16 protein-coding genes are annotated in these 16,456 nt (G+C 66.2%); 12 read left to right on the forward strand and 4 right to left on the reverse strand.

Features of this window, described 5'->3' with window-relative positions; all coding sequences use genetic code 11:
* Positions 1-90: 90 nt before the first annotated feature.
* From EEB15_RS13870 to EEB15_RS13895, 6 genes are read left to right on the forward strand one after another with little or no spacing between them, the layout of a single operon-like run.
* Positions 91-786, forward strand: coding sequence for a GntR family transcriptional regulator (locus EEB15_RS13870; protein ID WP_141510465.1), 696 nt, complete (start codon positions 91-93; stop codon positions 784-786).
* Positions 783-3,863, forward strand: a complete 3,081-nt coding sequence (locus tag EEB15_RS13875; protein WP_141510466.1) for an FAD-binding and (Fe-S)-binding domain-containing protein — start codon at positions 783-785, stop codon at positions 3,861-3,863. The genes EEB15_RS13870 and EEB15_RS13875 overlap by 4 nt, the downstream gene beginning before the upstream one ends.
* Positions 3,864-3,882: 19 nt before the next feature.
* Positions 3,883-4,347, forward strand: coding sequence for a GNAT family N-acetyltransferase (locus EEB15_RS13880; protein ID WP_141510467.1), 465 nt, complete (start codon positions 3,883-3,885; stop codon positions 4,345-4,347).
* Between the two features lie 6 nt (positions 4,348-4,353).
* Complete coding sequence (locus EEB15_RS13885; RefSeq protein WP_141510468.1) at positions 4,354-4,977, forward strand: pyridoxamine 5'-phosphate oxidase family protein; 624 nt, start codon at positions 4,354-4,356, stop codon at positions 4,975-4,977.
* A gap of 14 nt (positions 4,978-4,991) precedes the next feature.
* The gene (locus EEB15_RS13890) at positions 4,992-5,393 is read left to right on the forward strand and encodes a nuclear transport factor 2 family protein (RefSeq protein WP_141510469.1); all 402 of its coding nucleotides are present in this window, start codon (positions 4,992-4,994) and stop codon (positions 5,391-5,393) included.
* A 13-nt stretch (positions 5,394-5,406) separates the two neighbouring features.
* Complete coding sequence (locus EEB15_RS13895; protein ID WP_141510470.1) at positions 5,407-6,048, forward strand: glutathione S-transferase family protein; 642 nt, start codon at positions 5,407-5,409, stop codon at positions 6,046-6,048.
* A gap of 259 nt (positions 6,049-6,307) precedes the next feature.
* Here the strand turns inward: EEB15_RS13895 and EEB15_RS13900 are convergent, their stop codons facing one another.
* The 3 genes from EEB15_RS13900 to EEB15_RS13910 all read right to left on the reverse strand — a co-directional run bounded on the left by EEB15_RS13900 (position 6,308) and on the right by EEB15_RS13910 (position 9,819).
* Positions 6,308-6,694, reverse strand: a complete 387-nt coding sequence (locus tag EEB15_RS13900) for a carboxypeptidase regulatory-like domain-containing protein (RefSeq protein ID WP_141510471.1) — start codon at positions 6,692-6,694, stop codon at positions 6,308-6,310.
* Between the two features lie 135 nt (positions 6,695-6,829).
* Positions 6,830-8,332: a response regulator gene (locus EEB15_RS13905; RefSeq protein ID WP_141510472.1), complete on the reverse strand. Its 1,503-nt coding sequence runs from the start codon at positions 8,330-8,332 to the stop codon at positions 6,830-6,832.
* Complete coding sequence (locus tag EEB15_RS13910) at positions 8,332-9,819, reverse strand: ATPase domain-containing protein (RefSeq protein ID WP_141510473.1); 1,488 nt, start codon at positions 9,817-9,819, stop codon at positions 8,332-8,334. Before EEB15_RS13910 ends, EEB15_RS13905 begins: the two co-directional genes overlap by 1 nt.
* A 79-nt stretch (positions 9,820-9,898) precedes the next feature.
* On the opposite strand from EEB15_RS13910, the gene EEB15_RS33680 reads away from it, so the two are divergent.
* The gene (locus EEB15_RS33680; RefSeq protein WP_158290105.1) at positions 9,899-10,042 is read left to right on the forward strand and encodes a hypothetical protein; all 144 of its coding nucleotides are present in this window, start codon (positions 9,899-9,901) and stop codon (positions 10,040-10,042) included.
* Positions 10,043-10,129: 87 nt separating this feature from the next.
* The gene (locus EEB15_RS13915; RefSeq protein WP_141510474.1) at positions 10,130-11,413 is read left to right on the forward strand and encodes a protein kinase; all 1,284 of its coding nucleotides are present in this window, start codon (positions 10,130-10,132) and stop codon (positions 11,411-11,413) included.
* Between the two features lie 56 nt (positions 11,414-11,469).
* Here the strand turns inward: EEB15_RS13915 and EEB15_RS13920 are convergent, their stop codons facing one another.
* Positions 11,470-14,019 carry a penicillin-binding protein 1A gene (locus tag EEB15_RS13920; protein ID WP_141510475.1) on the reverse strand — a complete coding sequence of 850 codons (2,550 nt, stop codon included), beginning with the start codon at positions 14,017-14,019 and terminating at the stop codon, positions 11,470-11,472.
* 186 nt (positions 14,020-14,205) lie between these two features.
* Here EEB15_RS13920 and EEB15_RS13925 point away from each other — a divergent pair, with 186 nt between their 5' ends.
* From EEB15_RS13925 to EEB15_RS13940, 4 genes are all read left to right on the forward strand, one after another.
* Entirely contained in the window at positions 14,206-14,403 is a 198-nt protein-coding gene (locus EEB15_RS13925) for a hypothetical protein (RefSeq protein ID WP_141510476.1), read from the forward strand.
* A 41-nt stretch (positions 14,404-14,444) separates the two neighbouring features.
* Positions 14,445-15,560 carry a YeeE/YedE family protein gene (locus EEB15_RS13930; protein WP_141510477.1) on the forward strand — a complete coding sequence of 372 codons (1,116 nt, stop codon included), beginning with the start codon at positions 14,445-14,447 and terminating at the stop codon, positions 15,558-15,560.
* A gap of 94 nt (positions 15,561-15,654) precedes the next feature.
* A complete protein-coding gene (locus EEB15_RS13935; RefSeq protein ID WP_141510478.1) occupies positions 15,655-16,083 on the forward strand; it encodes a DsrE family protein in 429 nt (142 codons plus the stop codon).
* 10 nt (positions 16,084-16,093) lie between these two features.
* The gene (locus EEB15_RS13940; RefSeq protein WP_255466328.1) at positions 16,094-16,444 is read left to right on the forward strand and encodes a helix-turn-helix transcriptional regulator; all 351 of its coding nucleotides are present in this window, start codon (positions 16,094-16,096) and stop codon (positions 16,442-16,444) included.
* Positions 16,445-16,456 lie beyond the last annotated feature (12 nt).

Raw genomic sequence — 16,456 nt, forward strand, 5'->3', positions numbered from 1 at the left:
CCATTTTTTGCATACAAAATGCAAATGTCAAGCTATTCCCTACTGAAGAGTGAATTTGACGGGCCTTCTTTTTGAATACAAAATACCGGCATGACTGCTGAAATCATTTCCATCCCGCGCGCGAACCTGCACGAGCAGGTCACGCGCCGGCTGCGCCAGATGCTGGTGGAAGGCCGCATCGCGCCGGGTGCCAAGCTCAATGAGCGCGAGCTGTGCGAGGCGCTAGACGTGTCCCGCACGCCCCTGCGCGAAGCGATCAAGATGTTGGCCGCCGAGGGCCTGGTGGAGTTGTTGCCCAACCGCGGAGCGATCGCGGTGCAGCTGACCGAAGACGACGTGCGCAACACTTTCGAGGTGATGGCGGGGCTGGAGGGGCAGTCGGGCGAACTGGCGGCGCAGCGCATCACCGACGCCGAACTGGCCGAGATCCGCGCGATGCATTTCGAGATGCTGGCCGCCTACACGCGGCGCGACCTGTCGAACTACTACCGCCTGAACGCACTCATCCACAGCGCCATCAACGCGGCTGCCAAGAACCCTGTGCTCAGCGCCACCTATGACCGCGTCAATGCGCGGCTGCAGGCGCTGCGCTTCCGCTCCAACCAGAACGAGGAGAAGTGGAAGTCCGCGATGCGCGAGCACGACCAGATGATCGAAGCGCTGACCGCGCGCGATGCCGGCGCCATGCGTGCGGTGCTGGCAAGCCACCTGAAGAACAAGCTCGACGTGGTGCTGGAGCAGTTGCGCAACGGCACTGGCGATATGCCGGGGGAGAAGGCACGATGAACGCGCCCCTGCCTCTCAAGGTGGCCCGCGATGTTCCGGGCAACCCCTACGACACCGTCGCGCATGCCAGCAACGAGGTGGCGGGCCGGCTGGCGCAGCGCCTGGCGGCGGAAACTCGGGGCCAGGTCTTGTTCTCCGCCGCTGACCGGGGCCGCTACGCGACCGACGCCTCGATCTACCAGGTGATGCCCGTCGGCGTCTTCGTGCCGCGCGGCAGCGACGAAGTGAAGACCGCGCTGGACATCTGCCGCGACCTGCGCGTGCCCATCGTCCCACGCGGCGGCGGCACCAGCCAGTGCGGCCAGACGGTGGGCGCCGGGCTCGTGATCGACCATTCCAAGCACGTGCGCAGCATCGTGCATTTCGACCCGGCAACTCGCACCGCCGAGGTCGAACCCGGTATGGTGCTGGACCACCTGAACCTGGCGCTCAAGAAGCTCGGCCTGTGGTACCCCGTGGACGTGTCCACCAGCGCGCAGGCCACGCTGGGCGGCATGGCCGGCAACAACTCGTGCGGCAGCCGCAGCATCGCTTACGGCAACATGGTGCACAACGTCCTGGGCGCCAAGGCCTGGACGGCCGATGGCGAGTTGCACAGCTTCGAGCGCTACGAGAACTGCACCGGCAAGGCGCGGGAAATGGGGCGGCGCGTCAGAGATCTGGCCGCGGCGTTGGTGCCCGAGATCGAACAGCGCTGGCCCAAGGTGATGCGCCGCGTCGGCGGCTACAACCTCGACATCTTCCACAACCAGAGCGAGCGGCCGTGCACGACCGACGGCGACGTCAACCTGGCGCACCTGCTGATCGGCAGTGAAGGCACGCTCGCGCTCACGAAATCCCTGACGCTGCAGTTGGCGGAATTGCCGAAGGCCAAGGTGTTGGGCGTCGTGAACTTCCCCACCTTCTACAAGGCGATGGACACCGCCCAGCACATCGTGAAGCTGGGGAACGGAGGCGGCGCCGGCGCCGCGGACGGCACGTTGACGGCGGTGGAGCTTGTCGACCGCACGATGATCGACCTGTCGCTGCAGAACCCGGCGTTCGCTCCGATCATCCGCACTGCCGTCATCGGCAAGCCCGATGCGGTGCTGCTGGTGGAATTCTCGGGCGCGGACAAAACGGCCCTTGAAGGCAAGCTGCGCCAACTGGTGGAACTGATGGGAGACCTCGGCCTGCCCGGCTCCGTCGTCTGCATGACCGACGAGGCATCGCAGAAGAACCTGTGGGAGGTGCGCAAGGCGGGCCTGAACATCATGATGAGCCTGAAGGGCGACGGCAAGCCCGTGAGCTTCATCGAAGATTGCGCCGTTCCGCTGGAGCACCTGGCCGAATACACCGACGCGTTGACGCAGGTGTTCCGCCGGCACGGTTCGCGCGGCACGTGGTACGCCCACGCGTCGGTCGGCACGCTGCACGTGCGGCCCATCCTCGACATGCGCACCGACGGCGCGGGCAAGATGCGCGAGATCGCGGAGGAAGCCTCGGCCCTCGTGCGCCAGTTCAAGGGCGCGTACAGCGGCGAGCACGGCGACGGCTTGTGCCGCGGCGAGTGGATCGGCTGGCAGTTCGGCCCGAAGATCAACGAGGCCTTCGCCGAGATCAAGACCCTGTTCGATCCGGCCAACCTGCTGTGCCCGCAGCGCATCATCGACCCGCCGCGCATGGACGACACGCGCCTGATGCGCTTTCCGCCCAGCTACCGCGTCATTCCGCTGCAGACCGCGCTCGACTGGAGCGCCTGGGACGTGCAGAACGATCCGGTGACTGAGCGCACCACCCCGCCCGGCACGGGCGGCGACCCGGCGGGCGGTTTCGCCAAAGCGGTGGAGATGTGCAACAACAACGGCCACTGCCGCAAGTTCGACGCGGGCACGATGTGCCCGAGCTATCGCGTGACGCGTGACGAGCAGCATCTGACGCGCGGCCGCGCCAACACGCTGCGGTTGGCGCTGTCCGGGCAACTGGGTCCGGACGGGCTGGACAGCGAACAGGTACGTGAGGCCATGGACCTGTGCGTCGGCTGCAAGGGCTGCAAGCGCGAGTGCCCCACGGGCGTGGACATGGCCAAGATGAAGGTGGAGTTCCTGCACCACTACAAGACGAGGCATGGCTACACGCTCAAGGACAAGCTCGTTGCGCGGTTGCCCGACTACGCACGCCACGCCAGCCGCATCGCGGGACTGTTGAACCTGCGCAACCGCAGCCCTTTGCTGAGGGCGTTGAGTGAAAAAATGCTGGGCTTCTCCGCCAAGCGCCGCCTGCCCGCATGGAAGTCGGCACACTTCTTCAACGCCGGACACGCGACGGCCTCGGCCGACGAGGTGATGGCGGCGGCAAAGCCCGTGGTGTTGTTCGTCGACACTTTCAATGGCTTCTTCGAATCGGCGAACGCCGCCGCCGCGCTCAAGGTGCTGCGCGCCGCGGGCTATACGGTGCACGTCGCGGCCAAGCGGCAGGCGGACGGGAAGCACCTGTGCTGCGGCCGCACCTACCTGGCCAGCGGAATGGTCGAAGAGGCGAAGGCCAAGGCACGTGAGGTCATCGATTCGCTGTTGCCCTTCGCGCAGAAGGGCATTCCCATCGTCGGCCTGGAGCCCTCCTGCCTGCTGACCCTGCGCGACGAGACGCTCTCCATGGGCCTGGGCGCCGCTGCCCACACGGTTGCCGGACAGGCGCTGCTGCTGGAGGAATTCCTCGCCCGCGAAGCACAGGCCGGCCGGCTGGACCCGTTGAAGTCGAGACTGCGTCCGCTCGACAAGCGGGTGCTGCTGCACGGCCATTGCCACCAGAAGGCGTTCGGTGCGGTGCCGGCCATCGTCGATGTGCTCAAGCTGATCCCGGGCGTGCAGCCCGAGCTGATCGAGACGAGCTGCTGCGGCATGGCGGGCAGTTTCGGCTATGAGGCCGCGCACCACGACGTGTCGATGCAAATGGCCGAACTGAGTTTGCTGCCCGCCGTGCGCAAATACCCCGGCGCGATCGTGATCGCCGACGGCACCAGCTGCCGCCACCAGATCGCCGACGGCGCGCAACGGCAGGCGGTGCACGCGGCGGTGTTGCTGGCGGCGCAGTTATAGCCACGGCACAATACGGGCGATGGATGCCCCGACGACGATACGCTCTGCCCTGCCTGGCGACGAAGCCGCCTGGCGCGGGCTCTGGCACGGCTACTGCGAGTTTTACGGCGCGAACCTCGGCGAGGAAGTCACCGCCCGCACCTGGAAGCGCATCCTCGACCCCGACTCCGCCGTGATGTGCATCGTCGCGGAAGTGGACGGCCAGGTGTACGGCTTCGCCAACTGCGTCGTGCACGAAAACACGTGGGAGATCCAGCCGGTCTGCTACCTCGAAGACCTGTTCGTGCTGCCCTCGGCACGTGGCCACGGCATCGGCAAGGCTCTGATCGAGTGGCTGCGCAACTCGATGCGCGCCGAAGGCTGGGCCCGCCTCTACTGGATGACTCGCGAAGACAATGAGCGCGCGCGCCGACTCTACGACCAGTTCGCCGAGGCCGACGACTTCGTGCGCTACGTGATCAAGCAGCGCCAGCCCATCACCTGAGACCCCATGGACCAACCCCACCCCGCTCATTCCGTCCGTACCCTGGAGCAGCTGCAGTCGCTGTTCGGCCCGGTCGCCCAAGCCTCGTCGCGCAAGGAAGTGGACTTCATCCACCCGAAGTACCGCGCCATGATCGAAGCGTCTCCGTTCGCGATCCTGGCCACAGCCGGCCCCGACGGCCTGGACGCATCGCCGCGCGGCGATCCGCCCGGCTTCGTCATGGTCCAAGACGACAAGACATTGTTGATGCCCGAGCGGCGCGGCAACAACCGCATCGACAGCTTGCGCAACATCCTGGTGGACCCACGCGTCGCGCTGATCTTCCTCATCCCCGGCGCCGGGGAAACCCTGCGTGTGAACGGCAAAGCCACGATCACCACCGACCCTGCTTTGATGCAGCGCCTTGCCATGAACGGCAAGCCACCGCAGTGCGTGATCGAGGTGAAGGTCGACACGGTGTTCTTTCAGTGCGCGCGAGCCATCCAGCGGTCCAGGCTCTGGCAGGCACCGCCCGCCGAAAGGGCGATTCCGACCGCGGGCGCGGTGCTGGAAGCGCTCACCGATGCAGCCATCGACGGCGCGAAGTACGATGCCGACTTGCCCGCGCGCCAGCGCGCCACGCTGTACTAACCGGAGCCACCCTGATGCCCATCGACACCCTCGCCGCCTGGCACCGCCTGGTCGAAACCCAGAACGCAAACGGCCTGGACATGTTGCTGGCCGAAAACGCGACATTCCATTCGCCTGTGGTGCACAAGCCGCAGGTGGGAAAGGCGCTGACGAAGATGTACCTGGCGGCGGCGTTCCAGGTCTTCTTCAATCCCACGTTTCGCTATGTCCGCGAGATCGCCGGCGCGCGCGACGCGGTGCTCGAGTTCGCGACCGAGATCGACGGCATCGCCATCAACGGCGTCGACATGATCCAGTGGGACAGCGAAGGCCGCATCACCGACTTCAAGGTGATGATCCGGCCGTTGAAGGCCGTCAACCTGATCCACGAAAAAATGGCCGCCATGCTGCAGGCGGCACAGCAACAACAGCAGTAACACAAGGGAGCCCATGTACCGCCTGCACTGCTTCGCCCAATCGGGCAACAGCTTCAAAGTCGCCTTCCTGCTGCGCGCGCTGCGCCAGCCCTGGGAGGCAGTGTTCGTCGATTACATGAACGGCCTCACGCGCGAAGCGTCGTGGCGCGACCAGACCAACGAGATGGGCGAAGCGCCCGTGCTCGACGACGGCGAAAAGAGGCTCACGCAGTCCGGCGCGATCATGACTTACCTGGCGCGCAAGCATGGCGCCTTCGGTGGCCGCAACGAGGACGAGCAGCTCGAGGTGCTGCGCTGGCTGCTGTTCGACAACCACAAGTTCACCAGCTACTTCGCGACGTACCGGTTCACGAAGTCCTGGGGCGCGGCCGAGCCGAATCCGGCGGTGATGGCCTGGCTCAAGACCCGCATCGACGGCGCCTTTGCGATCGCAGACAAGCACCTGGCCACGCGCCAGTTCATGGTGGGCGACGCACCCACCATCGCCGACATCTCGATGAGCGCCTACCTCTGCTACCCGAAGGAAGAAAGCGGCTACGACCTCCCCGCGCAGTTCCCCAGTATCGCAGCCTGGCTGCAGCGGGTCCAGGCAATCGACGGTTACGCGCCGCCGTACGAGGTGTTGCCGGGAGAGCGCATTCCGCCGAAATGGTGAACGCGGCCTGTCATGCCGGGCTTGACCCGCCATCCATGGGACGCTGGGCAAGGTGCTGGTTCACGTGGCATGGAAGTTGGATCGTGCGAGGGTGTCAAGCGCTGCCTTCGTGACGGTTCCACGGCCGCCGGGTGGCCGTGGAGCGGGGCAGGCTCGTTGTTCATCACTGTGCAACATCGTAGGGTGGGCAACTTGTTGCCCACCCTACGGGATCTGGTGGAACACCACCGCTGTGTCCTCATGCGCCGCCTTCCTCGAATCAGGAAGTGCCGGCGGGCCAGGTGAAGGTGGCCTGCACCGGTTTGCCGGAGCCTGCCGTGATCTGCTTCTGCCGCGTCTGGCCGTTGGATTGCGCTGTCACGTTCCAGGTGCCGGCCGAAGGCAGGTCCACCAGCATGATGGGGCCACCGCATCGGGTGGACAGCACCGTGGCGCCCTTGCTGTCGCGGATCTGCACGTCCACATCGGCAAGGTAGGCACCGCTGGAGAGCGCGAACGTGAGCATGAGGTGATGTTGCGGCGCCTGTGCCTTGATGGCCTTCTGGTCGGCATCGCCCACACCGCCACACACGAACGTGGCGGAGTTCTGCGCAAAGGCCGATGTACAGGCCTGGCAGGCAAGCAGCAGGAGTGCGGCTCTGATCATGGTGCGTCCCTTTTTGGATGAGAGGGCACCCCAGTGGGTGCCAGGCTCGAGCGTTGCGCCGCGGACGAGCGCGAGGCGTCAGTGACGCTCAGGGATCGCTGTAGGACGAAACGGAATCTGCGGTGGCCCGCTTGTTCAGGCCGGCACAGCCAGGCACCCCATCAGCGCGGTGAAATCCACCGGTTTGACGAAGTGGAAGTCGAAGCCCGCCTGTTCGGCCAGCCGCCGGTCGGCGTACTGCCCCCAGCCGGTCAGCGCGATCAGGGTGATGCGGTTGCCGCCGGGCTGGCTGCGGATCTGCCGGGCGGCCTCGTAGCCGTTCACCCGGGGCATGCCGATGTCCATCAGCACGACGTCGGGCGTATCTGCGCGCGCGGCTTCGACGGCGGCCGCGCCGTCATACGCCAGCGAGACCGAAATGCCCTGGAGCGTGAGCAGCGTGCCCAGCGTGTTGGCGGCGTCGACGTTGTCGTCCACCACCAGCACGCGGGCGGGCATGCGAGCCGCACCTTGCAGCGGCGCGCCTTGGCTGACAGGCGGTGGCTCCGCTCCGCTCACGACCGGCAGGCGCAGCACGAATTCGCTGCCCCGCCCCAACCCTTCGCTGGTGGCGCCAAGCGTTCCCCCGTGGAGTTCCGCGAAGCGTTTGGCCAGATTCAGGCCGATGCCCAAACCCGTGCCGGGTTCGCCCGGCGATCGCGCCTGGGCGAACATCTCGAAGATCGTCGAAAGCGATTCGGCCTCCAGGCCCCTGCCGTTGTCACGCACGCGGAACTCGACGCAGGGGCCATCGATTCGAACGCGCAATGAAATCGTTCCGCCGATGGGCGTGAACTTGGCCGCGTTCACCAGCAGGTTGGCCAGGCTCTGCACCACACGCACGTGGTCCGCGTGCAGCCGGTACTCGTCGCGGGGCTGCTCGACCACCAACTCATGGTTCTTCTCGGTAATTGCCGCACTCGCGATCTCCGTCGCGTTGGTCACGATCGAGCGCACGCTCGTGTCCTGCAGTTGAAGCACCACCTTGCCGTTGCTGATGCGTGCCATGTCCAGCAGGTCATCCACCAGCCGGGTGAGGTGAGCCACCTGGCGTTCGACCATCGAGATCAGTTTCACCAGTTCCGGCGACAATTTCGTCCGCTCGAAGATCGACATGGCCGTGCGGATCGGCGCGAGCGGGTTGCGCAACTCATGCGCCAGCGTCGCGAGGAACTCGTCCTTGCGGCGGTCGGCCTCACGCACCTGGTACTGGCGGTCGCGCGCGCGCAGAGCCGAGCGGGCCGCGCTCACCAACGCCATGGTTCGCACCGGCCGCTCCAGCAGCGTGACATTGCCCAGCAGTTCAACGGCACGCTGCGCTTCCACCGAATCGGAGCCGTGCTTGGTCAGCACCAGGATCGGCAGGTCGGACCAGGGCGGCTGGCGTTCCAGAAAGCGCAGCAACTGGGGCGCAACGCCGGTGATCATCTCCTCGACGATGAGCAGGCCGCCCGCGCCGCCTTCGAGCTGGTCGAAAAGCTCCGCCGCGCTGCGGCACAGCGACGTTTCGATCCCCATGCCGCCCAGCACCTTGCCGGCCAGCACGCCATCCTGTTCACTGAAGGAATGGATCAGGATGCACCGTTCCCGTCCCGCCATCAGTGGGCTCCGCGCGCGTCGGATGCCTGCGTGAGCGGAACCGGCACGCCGGTGAGAATCCCCCGGTAGCCGCGCAACGTCTGGCCCACGTGGATCCCCTTGGAAGACATCGAGAACGCGCGGATGGTTCGTTCGTGCACGCTGCCCCGCTTCTTGAACACCGACACCGCCTGCTTCACTTCGCCGTCGTGCTCGTAGTAGCGCAGCATCAGCACGTTATCGGCCAGGTAGCTCGCGTCCAGCGCGCTGCTCATGGGGCCGCCGAGCATGCCCTGCTGCACTCCCACCAAAATGGTCACCACGCCTTGCTGGCTCAGATAAGTGAGCAGTTCGCGCAGGTGCGTGGTCATGAAGCGCTCGTCCGGTACGGCGTTCATGTATCCGTTGAGGCTGTCGATCACGACAACGCGGGCGCCGTTTTCGGCAGCCGAGCAGGCCGCGCTTGCGAACTGTCCCGGCGAAAGCTCGGCCGGGTCTACTTGCTGCAGGGCCAGTTGGCCCGCGCTCATGGCTCCGCGCAGTTCCATGTTCAGGCCGTCGGCGCGGTGCAGCAGGTTGCTGATCGACTCTTCGAAAAGGAACATGGCCGCCTTGTCGCCACGCGCCAGCGCGGCCGAAACGATCTGCGCGGCGAGCGACGATTTGCCCGTGCCCGGCGGGCCAACGACCAGCGTACTGGTGCCTTCTTCGAGCCCGCCGCCCAACAGGGTGTCGAGCTCTTCCAGCCCGGTGCTGAGCTGTTGGCGGTCTTGCAGGGAACGCGTGCCCGCGGCCACCAGCCGCGGATGGATCACGAGGCCTCCCTTGACGATGTTGTAGTCGTGCAGCCCGCCCATGAAGTCGCGGCCGCGGAACTTGATGATCCGGACGCGGCGCCGCTCCGCGCCGTAGTCCTTGACGGACTGTTCGAGCTGGATCACGCCGTGCGCGATGCTGCGCACCTGCAGGTCGGCTGACGACGAAGTGCGGTCGTCCAGCAGCATGACCGTGCAATGGCGCGTCGAGAAGAACTGCTTGAGTGCCAGCACCTGGCGCCGGTAGCGCAGGGCCGTGTCGGCCAGCAGCTGCAGCTCGGAGAGCGAGTCGAGGACCACGCGGGCGGGCTTGCACTGTTCGACGCCGGCCAGTATCTGCTGGAGCGTCCCCGCCATTTCCACTTCGGAGGGGTGGAACATGGTGTATTGCTGCTCGGGCCTGAGCATCTCCTGCGACGGCAGGACTTCGTGGATGTGGATGCCGGTCATGTCCCAGTCATGAGAGCGGGCCACGGCACGCACTTCCTCTTGGGACTCGGCCAGCGTGATGTAGAGAACGGACTCGCCGTGCCGCACGCCCTCCTGCAGGAACTGCAGCCCCGTGGTCGTCTTGCCGGTGCCGGGCTCGCCTTCGACCAGGTAGATGCGGCCGGGCGCGAGGCCGCCACCGAGGATGGTGTCGAGTCCGGGAATGCCGGTGCCGAGGAAGCGCTCGGCGGTCGGGAGTGACATGGACTTCCTTTCAGAGTCTCGGGGCCGGCCACCGCGGGAACGCGGGTGGCAACCGAGAGGTTACAAAGCTCGACCGTACGTGCGTGTAGGCGAAGGCCTCAACTTGGGCCCTGTACCGCAAGCGGCAAGGCGCCGCACGTCCGAAGCAGAGTTCGATGCACACCTGATCAAGCCGGTGGAACTGGCGTCGCTCATCAACCTGCTCGAGCAGCTGCCCAGATAGGCGCCTTGCGCTTTCCTCGCTACCATTGCCCAGGAAGAAGGGGTGTCGCATGAAATTCGACCCGAACGGGCCGCGGCGGGCCGTGCCGTGAGCATTGCCCTTCCCGCGGCCATCGGCAAATACAGCGTGGAGCGCGTGCTCGGGCGGGGTGCTAGCAGCACTGTGTACCTGGGATACGACCGTTTCAACTCGCGCCCCGTCGCCATCAAGCAGATCCACGCCCACCTGCTGCAAAACGTGCAAGAGGCCGCGCGTTACCGCCGCCGGCTGCGCAACGAGGCCGCTATGGCGGGCCAGCTCGATCACCCCTGTGTCGTGCGATTGCTGGACGCCGACGAAGACGCCGACCCGCCCTACCTCGTGCTCGAATTCGTGGACGGCCAGCCGCTTGCCGATTTCACCGAGGGCGACAAGCTGCTGCCTGTCGCCCAGGTCCTGGACGTGGCGTTCAAGGTCTGCAGCGCCCTGGAGCATGCACACCAGCACGGCCTGGTGCACCGCGACATCAAGCCGGCCAACATCATCCTGCAGGAGGGCGGCGGCGTGAAGGTGACGGACTTCGGCACCGCCCTGTCGTCGCGCACCGATGTCACGCAGCTGGCCGGCCTGGTGGGCTCGCCTTCCTACATGTGCCCGGAGCAGGTGAGCGAGCAGGTCTGCACCCATCGCAGCGACATGTTCTCGCTGGGCATCGTGCTGTATCAGCTGCTGACGGGCCGCAACCCGTTCGAGGGCGACACGGACTTCACGACGATGTTCAAGATCAGCACCGAGATGCCGGTGCCGCCCAGCCTGCTGCGGCCGGAGCTGCCGCCGTCGGCCAACCAGGCGGTCATGCGGGCCCTGGCCAAGGACCCGATGGAGCGATATGCCGACTGGTCCGACTTCGCCGATGCCCTGCTGGACGCGAGCAAGGTGCTGCCCCGGCGCCGCACCCAAGACCGCCAGGGCGAGCATTTCGCGCAGATGCGTTCATTGCCGTTCTTCGGCGAGTTCCACGACTCGGCGGTCTGGGAAGCGCTGCGGCTGGGGACGATGCTGCATTTCGGGCTGGGCGACGTGCTGATGCGCGAAGACAGCAAGGGCAACTCGTTCTACGTGATCCTCGAAGGGCACGTCGCCGTCCGGCGCGCCGGCATCCAGCTCAGCGTGCTCGGGCCGGGCGTGACTTTGGGCGAGATGGCCTACCTGCGAGCCGAGAAGCCCGTGCGCACCGCAACCGCCGTGGCTGCGTCGGACGTGCTGGTGCTGGAAATCCGCAACGACGCGCTGCACGAGGCCTCCGAAGGCCTGCGCACGCGCTTCGATCGCGCGTTCATCAAATTGCTGGTGAACCGCCTGATCGCGACCAACGAGCAGGTCGGTCACTGAAGCCGATTTGTCATTGCGGACTCGTTCCGCAATCCATCCTGCATTGACAACGACTGCTACTCGGTCGGGCTCGGCCGGCTTGGCATCTCGGGCAGCGGCTGCATCTGAATCATCGGCGTTACGGGCATCGCCGGCCCGGCCCCCGCCTCGCCCGTCTCCGGCCTCTCCGGCCTCTCCGGCCTGAGCACCGGGCGCTCACCCGCCGCGCGCGGCGCCACGTCCACCTGTTCGCGAGGAACGACGACGACCTGCCCTTGCCGGTCGCCGCGCAGCGTCACCGGGCCGCGGGCGGTCTCCGGCAAGCGCTGGATCTCGGGCACGTGCTGGAAGGACGGCGGCAGCGGCGGTGGGCTCCCCGGTTGCGCCATCACGGCAGATTCCGCCGGCAAGGATGGCACGGTCACGGCCGGCGGCTCGGCGACCACGGCCGGCTCGGGCAGCGGCTGCTGCATCTGCGACCCGCTGCTGCCGAACATCCCCTGCCACCAGTCGTTCATCTTCCCCATCAACGGGTCCAGCACGCCCTGGTCGCGCGGCGCGGAGAACTTCGCCTTGGCGTCGACCACCTTCGCCTTGAGCGATTGCTGGAAGAAGTCTCCGACGACGTGGAGCGCGTTGTGCGCGCCCTGCCCCCAGGCATCGCCCGTCATCGTGACGCGGTTGTCGTTGAAGCCGACCCACGCACCGCCCACCAGCCGCGGATGCATCAGGATGAACCAGCCGTCGGTGTTGGACTGCGTGGTTCCGGTCTTGCCCGCCACGTCGCCCTGGATGCCGAAGCGGCTGCGGATGCCCGCACCCGTGCCCTTGTCGATCACGCCGCGCATCACGTCGAGCAGGGTCTCCGCGGCTTGCAGCGACAGCGCCCGCTCCGGCGGCTTGGAGCCGAACTCCTCGATCACGCGGTGGTTGCGGTCTTCGATGCGGCTTACCACCACCGGCTCCATGTAGCTGCCTCCGTTGGCGATGCTGCCGAAAGCCGTGACCATCTCCTTGAGCGTGACGGGGCTGGTGCCCAGCGCCAGCGAAGGTACCTGGTCGAGTTTGCTCTGCCGCACGCCCATGTCCCATGCCAGTTTGGCCACGCGCTGCGGGCCGACGCGCTGCATCAGCTGGCTGGTGATCGTGTTCTTTGAATACGTCAGGCCGTCGCGCAAGCTCGTCGGCAGGCCGGTCGGCTCGCCCACGTCGCCCGGCTTCCACACGGTGCGCTCGTCGATGCGGATCTCCACCTCCTGGTCGATCAGGGTTTCGGCCGGGCTGATGCCCTGCTCGAAAGCCGCGCCGTAGACGAAGGGCTTGAAGGTCGAGCCCGGTTGCCGCCGGGCCTGCTGCACGTGGTCGAACTTGTCGTCGTTGAAGTCACGGCTGCCCACCCACGCCTTCACGTGGCCGCTCGTCGGGTCCAGCGCCATGAAGCCGGCTTGGAGCCGCGTCTTCTCTTCCCAGAGCTTGTCCATCACCTGTGCATCGGCCAGCACTTTCTTCACGGCATCACCGTCGGCCAGGCCCGTGCCGACCGCGGCCCGGTATTCAGCGCTCTCGCGCACGAAGGTTTGCGCCAGTTCCTTGTGCGCCTTCCAGCCGCCACGACGCCACGCGGCATCGGCCGATTTCTGCAGCCTGTCGGCCTGCCGCGTGACGGCCTCGGTCGCCATGGTCTGCAGGCGCGAATCGATGGTGGTGCGCAGCACCAGCCCGTCGGCATAGATGTTGTAGCCGCGCCGGTCGGCCCATTCGATCAGCCAGCGCCGCAGTTGCTGTGTGAGGTGCGGCGCCACGCCGATGTCTTCGACCTGGCGCTCGAACTCCAGGTTCAGCGGGCGGGTCTTGAGGGTGTCCAGTTTGGCCTGCGCCAGCTTGCCTTCTCGCGCCATCTGGGCCAGCACGGTGTTGCGGCGCTGGAGCGACCGCTCGGGGTTGAGCACGGGGTTGTAATGGCTGGTGCCCTTGAGCATCCCGATCAACGTGGCGCTTTGCAGCTCGTCCAGCTCGCCGGCCGATTTGTCAAAGTAGGTGCGGGCCGCCATCTCGATGCCATAGGCGTTGTAGAGGAACGGTACGGTGTTGAGGTAGGTCTCCAGGATCTCGTTCTTGCTGTAGACCGACTCGATCTTGAAAGCCGTGATGGCTTCCTTGATCTTGCGTGTGATGGTGGGCGCGCGGCCGATCTCCTCGGGGAAAAGGTTGCGGGCCAGCTGCTGCGTGATGGTCGAGCCGCCCTGAAGGTTGCCGCGGGCGGTGTGCAGGGCGGCGCCGAGGGTGCGGCGAACGTCGAGCCCATGGTGATCGAAGAAGCGGCGGTCCTCTGTCGCGATGAGCGCGGCCAGGACATGGGGAGAGATGTCCGCGAGTTTCACCCACTCGCGATTGGCGCGCTTGAAGACGGCCAGCTCCTGCCCGTCGGCCGACAGCACGACGGTCGGTTGTTCGGTCCGGGCCTTGCGGATATCGCTGATGCCGGGTGTGAAAGGTATCCACGCCAGCACATAAACGACCGGCAACAGCACCAATGCGGTGGCGATCTTCCAGGGGTGCCTGCGCAACCACGCCCACAGGCGGCGGCAGAAATCGGCGAAGGCGGCGGTCATACGGTCCAAGCTCATGCGCGCATCTTCGCGGTGCACTCACGCTCGGGCTGTAGGACTTTGGCGCGACGGGCATGCCTGTTTGGCGCTGAACGCCCTCTCCTGCGCAGCACCCGACGGCCTGCACGCGGATGCGGCCTTGTCCTACACAGCTCTGCAATGGCTGAGCTAACAATTTGAGACCCCTCCAGTGGAGTTCGTTCAATGGCTACTGCAACCGATACCTCTTTCCTGCCGCCCCTGCCCCGCCGGGCGGAACGGCCCGGTATGGACGTGCGCGAGCACCCTGGACGCATCGCCGGGCGCGGTACGGCCGGCCGCATCGTTTACCTGCGCGAGGTTCAGCGCGTCATCATGGAATCCAGTCTGCGCGACCTAATGGCGCAGCGCCGCGAGCACTGAGCGCGGCGGGCGCTTCCATCGTGGCGGCCTAGAATCGGCCGATGACCCCTGACGAGCTGGCGCGTCTTACCCAACAGGTCCTCTGGGCTTCTTTTTTCGTGGCACTTGCCCTGGGTGCGGTGGTGCAGCGAACCGGCTTTTGCACCATGGGCGCGGTCGCGGACGTCGTGACCATGGGCGACTGGAATCGCCTGCGTCAATGGGGCCTCGCCGCCGGCGTCGCGATCATCGGCTTCGGCGTGCTGGCCTGGGCCGGCCTCATCAACCCCGCACACGCTCTCTACGCATCCAACCGCTGGATCTGGCTGTCCGCACTCGTTGGCGGCGCCGTCTTCGGCTTCGGCATGGTGCTGTCGTCGGGCTGCGCCAGCAAGGCGCTGGTGCGGGTGGGCGGTGGCAACCTCAAGGCGCTGGTGGTCGTCATCGTCTTGGGAGTGGCAGCCTTCGCGACCTTGAAAGGGATCACGGCCGTGTGGCGCACCCAGACGGTGGATCGCGTCGCGCACGAGTTCAGCACACCGGCGAGCCTGCCGGGCTGGGCCGCGCAGGCCCTGGGCGCGCAACCGTCCACGATCGGGCTGGTGCTGGCGCTGGCGATCGGTGGCGCGCTTGTCGCCTGGGCGCTGGCGGCCCGCGACTTCCGCAGCGCCACCAACCTGCTAGGCGGCATCGGTGTGGGTGCCACCGTGGTCGCGATGTGGTGGATCAGCGGGCACGTCGGGTTCGTGACCGAGCACCCCGAGACATTGCAGGAAACCTTGTTGGCAACCAACTCCGGCCGCGCCGAAGCCTTCAGCTTCGTTTCGCCTATCGCCTACACGTTGGACTGGCTGATGTTCTACAGCGACACCAGCAAGCGGGTCACCATCGGCATCGTGTCGGTGTTTGGCGTGGTGACCGGCTCGGCGATCGTCGCCCTCTTGCAGCGCAGCTTTCGCTGGGAGGGTTTCGGCAGCACCGCCGACCTGGGGCACCATCTCACAGGCGCGGTGCTGATGGGGGTCGGCGGCGTCACAGCGATGGGCTGCAGCATCGGCCAGGGCGTCTCTGGCGTGTCCACCCTCAGCGCCACCAGCATCGTCGCTGTGGCCGCGATGATCGCCGGGGCCGTTGCGGCGCTGAAGTACCAGAGCTGGCGGCTGGAGCGGGACGCCTGACATGTTCCCCTGGTTGTAGGGTCCGCCCCCATCGCTGCCGAATCGCACTTGCCTTATATTGGCGAAGACCGATAGATCAATCCAGGAGCAAGCGATGAAAGCCGTGAACCGATTACTGCTGGTGCTGGCCGCCGTGTGGCTCTTTGCCGGAGCGGCGAATGCGCAGGACAAGGTGGTCTATCACATCGACAACACCGAAGCCCAGGCCACCAAGGGCCTGCGCAATGTCCGCAACCACCTGGACGTGGCGCCCGACACGAAGATCGTCGTGGTGACGCACGCCGAGGGCGTGGACTTCCTGATGGAAGGCGCCAAGGACAAGAAGAACCCCAACATCGACTATGCGTCGCTGGTCAGCGCTCTGAAGGCGCGCGGCGTGAAGTTCGAGGTCTGCGACATCACCCTCAAGAACCGCAGCCTCAAGCGGGAGCAGTTCATCATGGACGCCGAATTCACGCCTTCGGGCGTGGTGCGCATCGGACAACTGCAGCTGCGGGAAAAATTTGCGTACATCAAGCCCTGAGCGAGCAAGGATGGCCAAGCGCTCCGCCAGCCCCGCACCGGCCCCGGCCCCAGGCCCGACGGAAACCGACGAGGTGTTCGAACTCGCGGCGGAGGTCTTTCGCGTGATGTCGGCGCCGATGCGCCTCAAGATCATCTCCAGCCTGTGCAACGGCGAGAAGAACGTGAGCGAGCTGCTGTCGGAAATCGCCACCACGCAGCCCAACATGTCGCAGCACCTCAACACGCTCTACCAGGCCGGCGTTCTGGGCAAGCGCCGCGAAGGTGTGCAAATCTACTATCGCATCATCAACGACCGCGTCGTGACGCTGTGCCGCGCGGTCTGCACGCAAATTGCCATCGAAACGGACGTTGTCCGCTGAGCTGAAGTACCC

Origin of the sequence: Ramlibacter sp. WS9 (assembly GCF_003797765.1) — a bacterium.
In the GTDB taxonomy this organism is placed as follows: Bacteria; Pseudomonadota; Gammaproteobacteria; order Burkholderiales; family Burkholderiaceae_C; genus Ramlibacter.

Bases quoted from the DNA above. Each gene is read 5' to 3' on its own strand.
- EEB15_RS13870 (WP_141510465.1), top strand. From the start codon at position 91: ATGACTGCTGAAATCATTTCCATCCCGCGCGCGAACCTGCACGAGCAG.
- EEB15_RS13875 (WP_141510466.1), top strand. From the start codon at position 783: ATGAACGCGCCCCTGCCTCTCAAGGTGGCCCGCGATGTTCCGGGCAAC.
- EEB15_RS13880 (WP_141510467.1), top strand. From the start codon at position 3,883: ATGGATGCCCCGACGACGATACGCTCTGCCCTGCCTGGCGACGAAGCC.
- EEB15_RS13885 (WP_141510468.1), top strand. From the start codon at position 4,354: ATGGACCAACCCCACCCCGCTCATTCCGTCCGTACCCTGGAGCAGCTG.
- EEB15_RS13890 (WP_141510469.1), top strand. From the start codon at position 4,992: ATGCCCATCGACACCCTCGCCGCCTGGCACCGCCTGGTCGAAACCCAG.
- EEB15_RS13895 (WP_141510470.1), top strand. From the start codon at position 5,407: ATGTACCGCCTGCACTGCTTCGCCCAATCGGGCAACAGCTTCAAAGTC.
- EEB15_RS13900 (WP_141510471.1), bottom strand. From the start codon at position 6,694: ATGATCAGAGCCGCACTCCTGCTGCTTGCCTGCCAGGCCTGTACATCG.
- EEB15_RS13905 (WP_141510472.1), bottom strand. From the start codon at position 8,332: ATGGCGGGACGGGAACGGTGCATCCTGATCCATTCCTTCAGTGAACAG.
- EEB15_RS13910 (WP_141510473.1), bottom strand. From the start codon at position 9,819: ATGTCACTCCCGACCGCCGAGCGCTTCCTCGGCACCGGCATTCCCGGA.
- EEB15_RS13920 (WP_141510475.1), bottom strand. From the start codon at position 14,019: ATGAGCTTGGACCGTATGACCGCCGCCTTCGCCGATTTCTGCCGCCGC.
- EEB15_RS13925 (WP_141510476.1), top strand. From the start codon at position 14,206: ATGGCTACTGCAACCGATACCTCTTTCCTGCCGCCCCTGCCCCGCCGG.
- EEB15_RS13930 (WP_141510477.1), top strand. From the start codon at position 14,445: ATGACCCCTGACGAGCTGGCGCGTCTTACCCAACAGGTCCTCTGGGCT.
- EEB15_RS13935 (WP_141510478.1), top strand. From the start codon at position 15,655: ATGAAAGCCGTGAACCGATTACTGCTGGTGCTGGCCGCCGTGTGGCTC.
- EEB15_RS13940 (WP_255466328.1), top strand. From the start codon at position 16,094: ATGGCCAAGCGCTCCGCCAGCCCCGCACCGGCCCCGGCCCCAGGCCCG.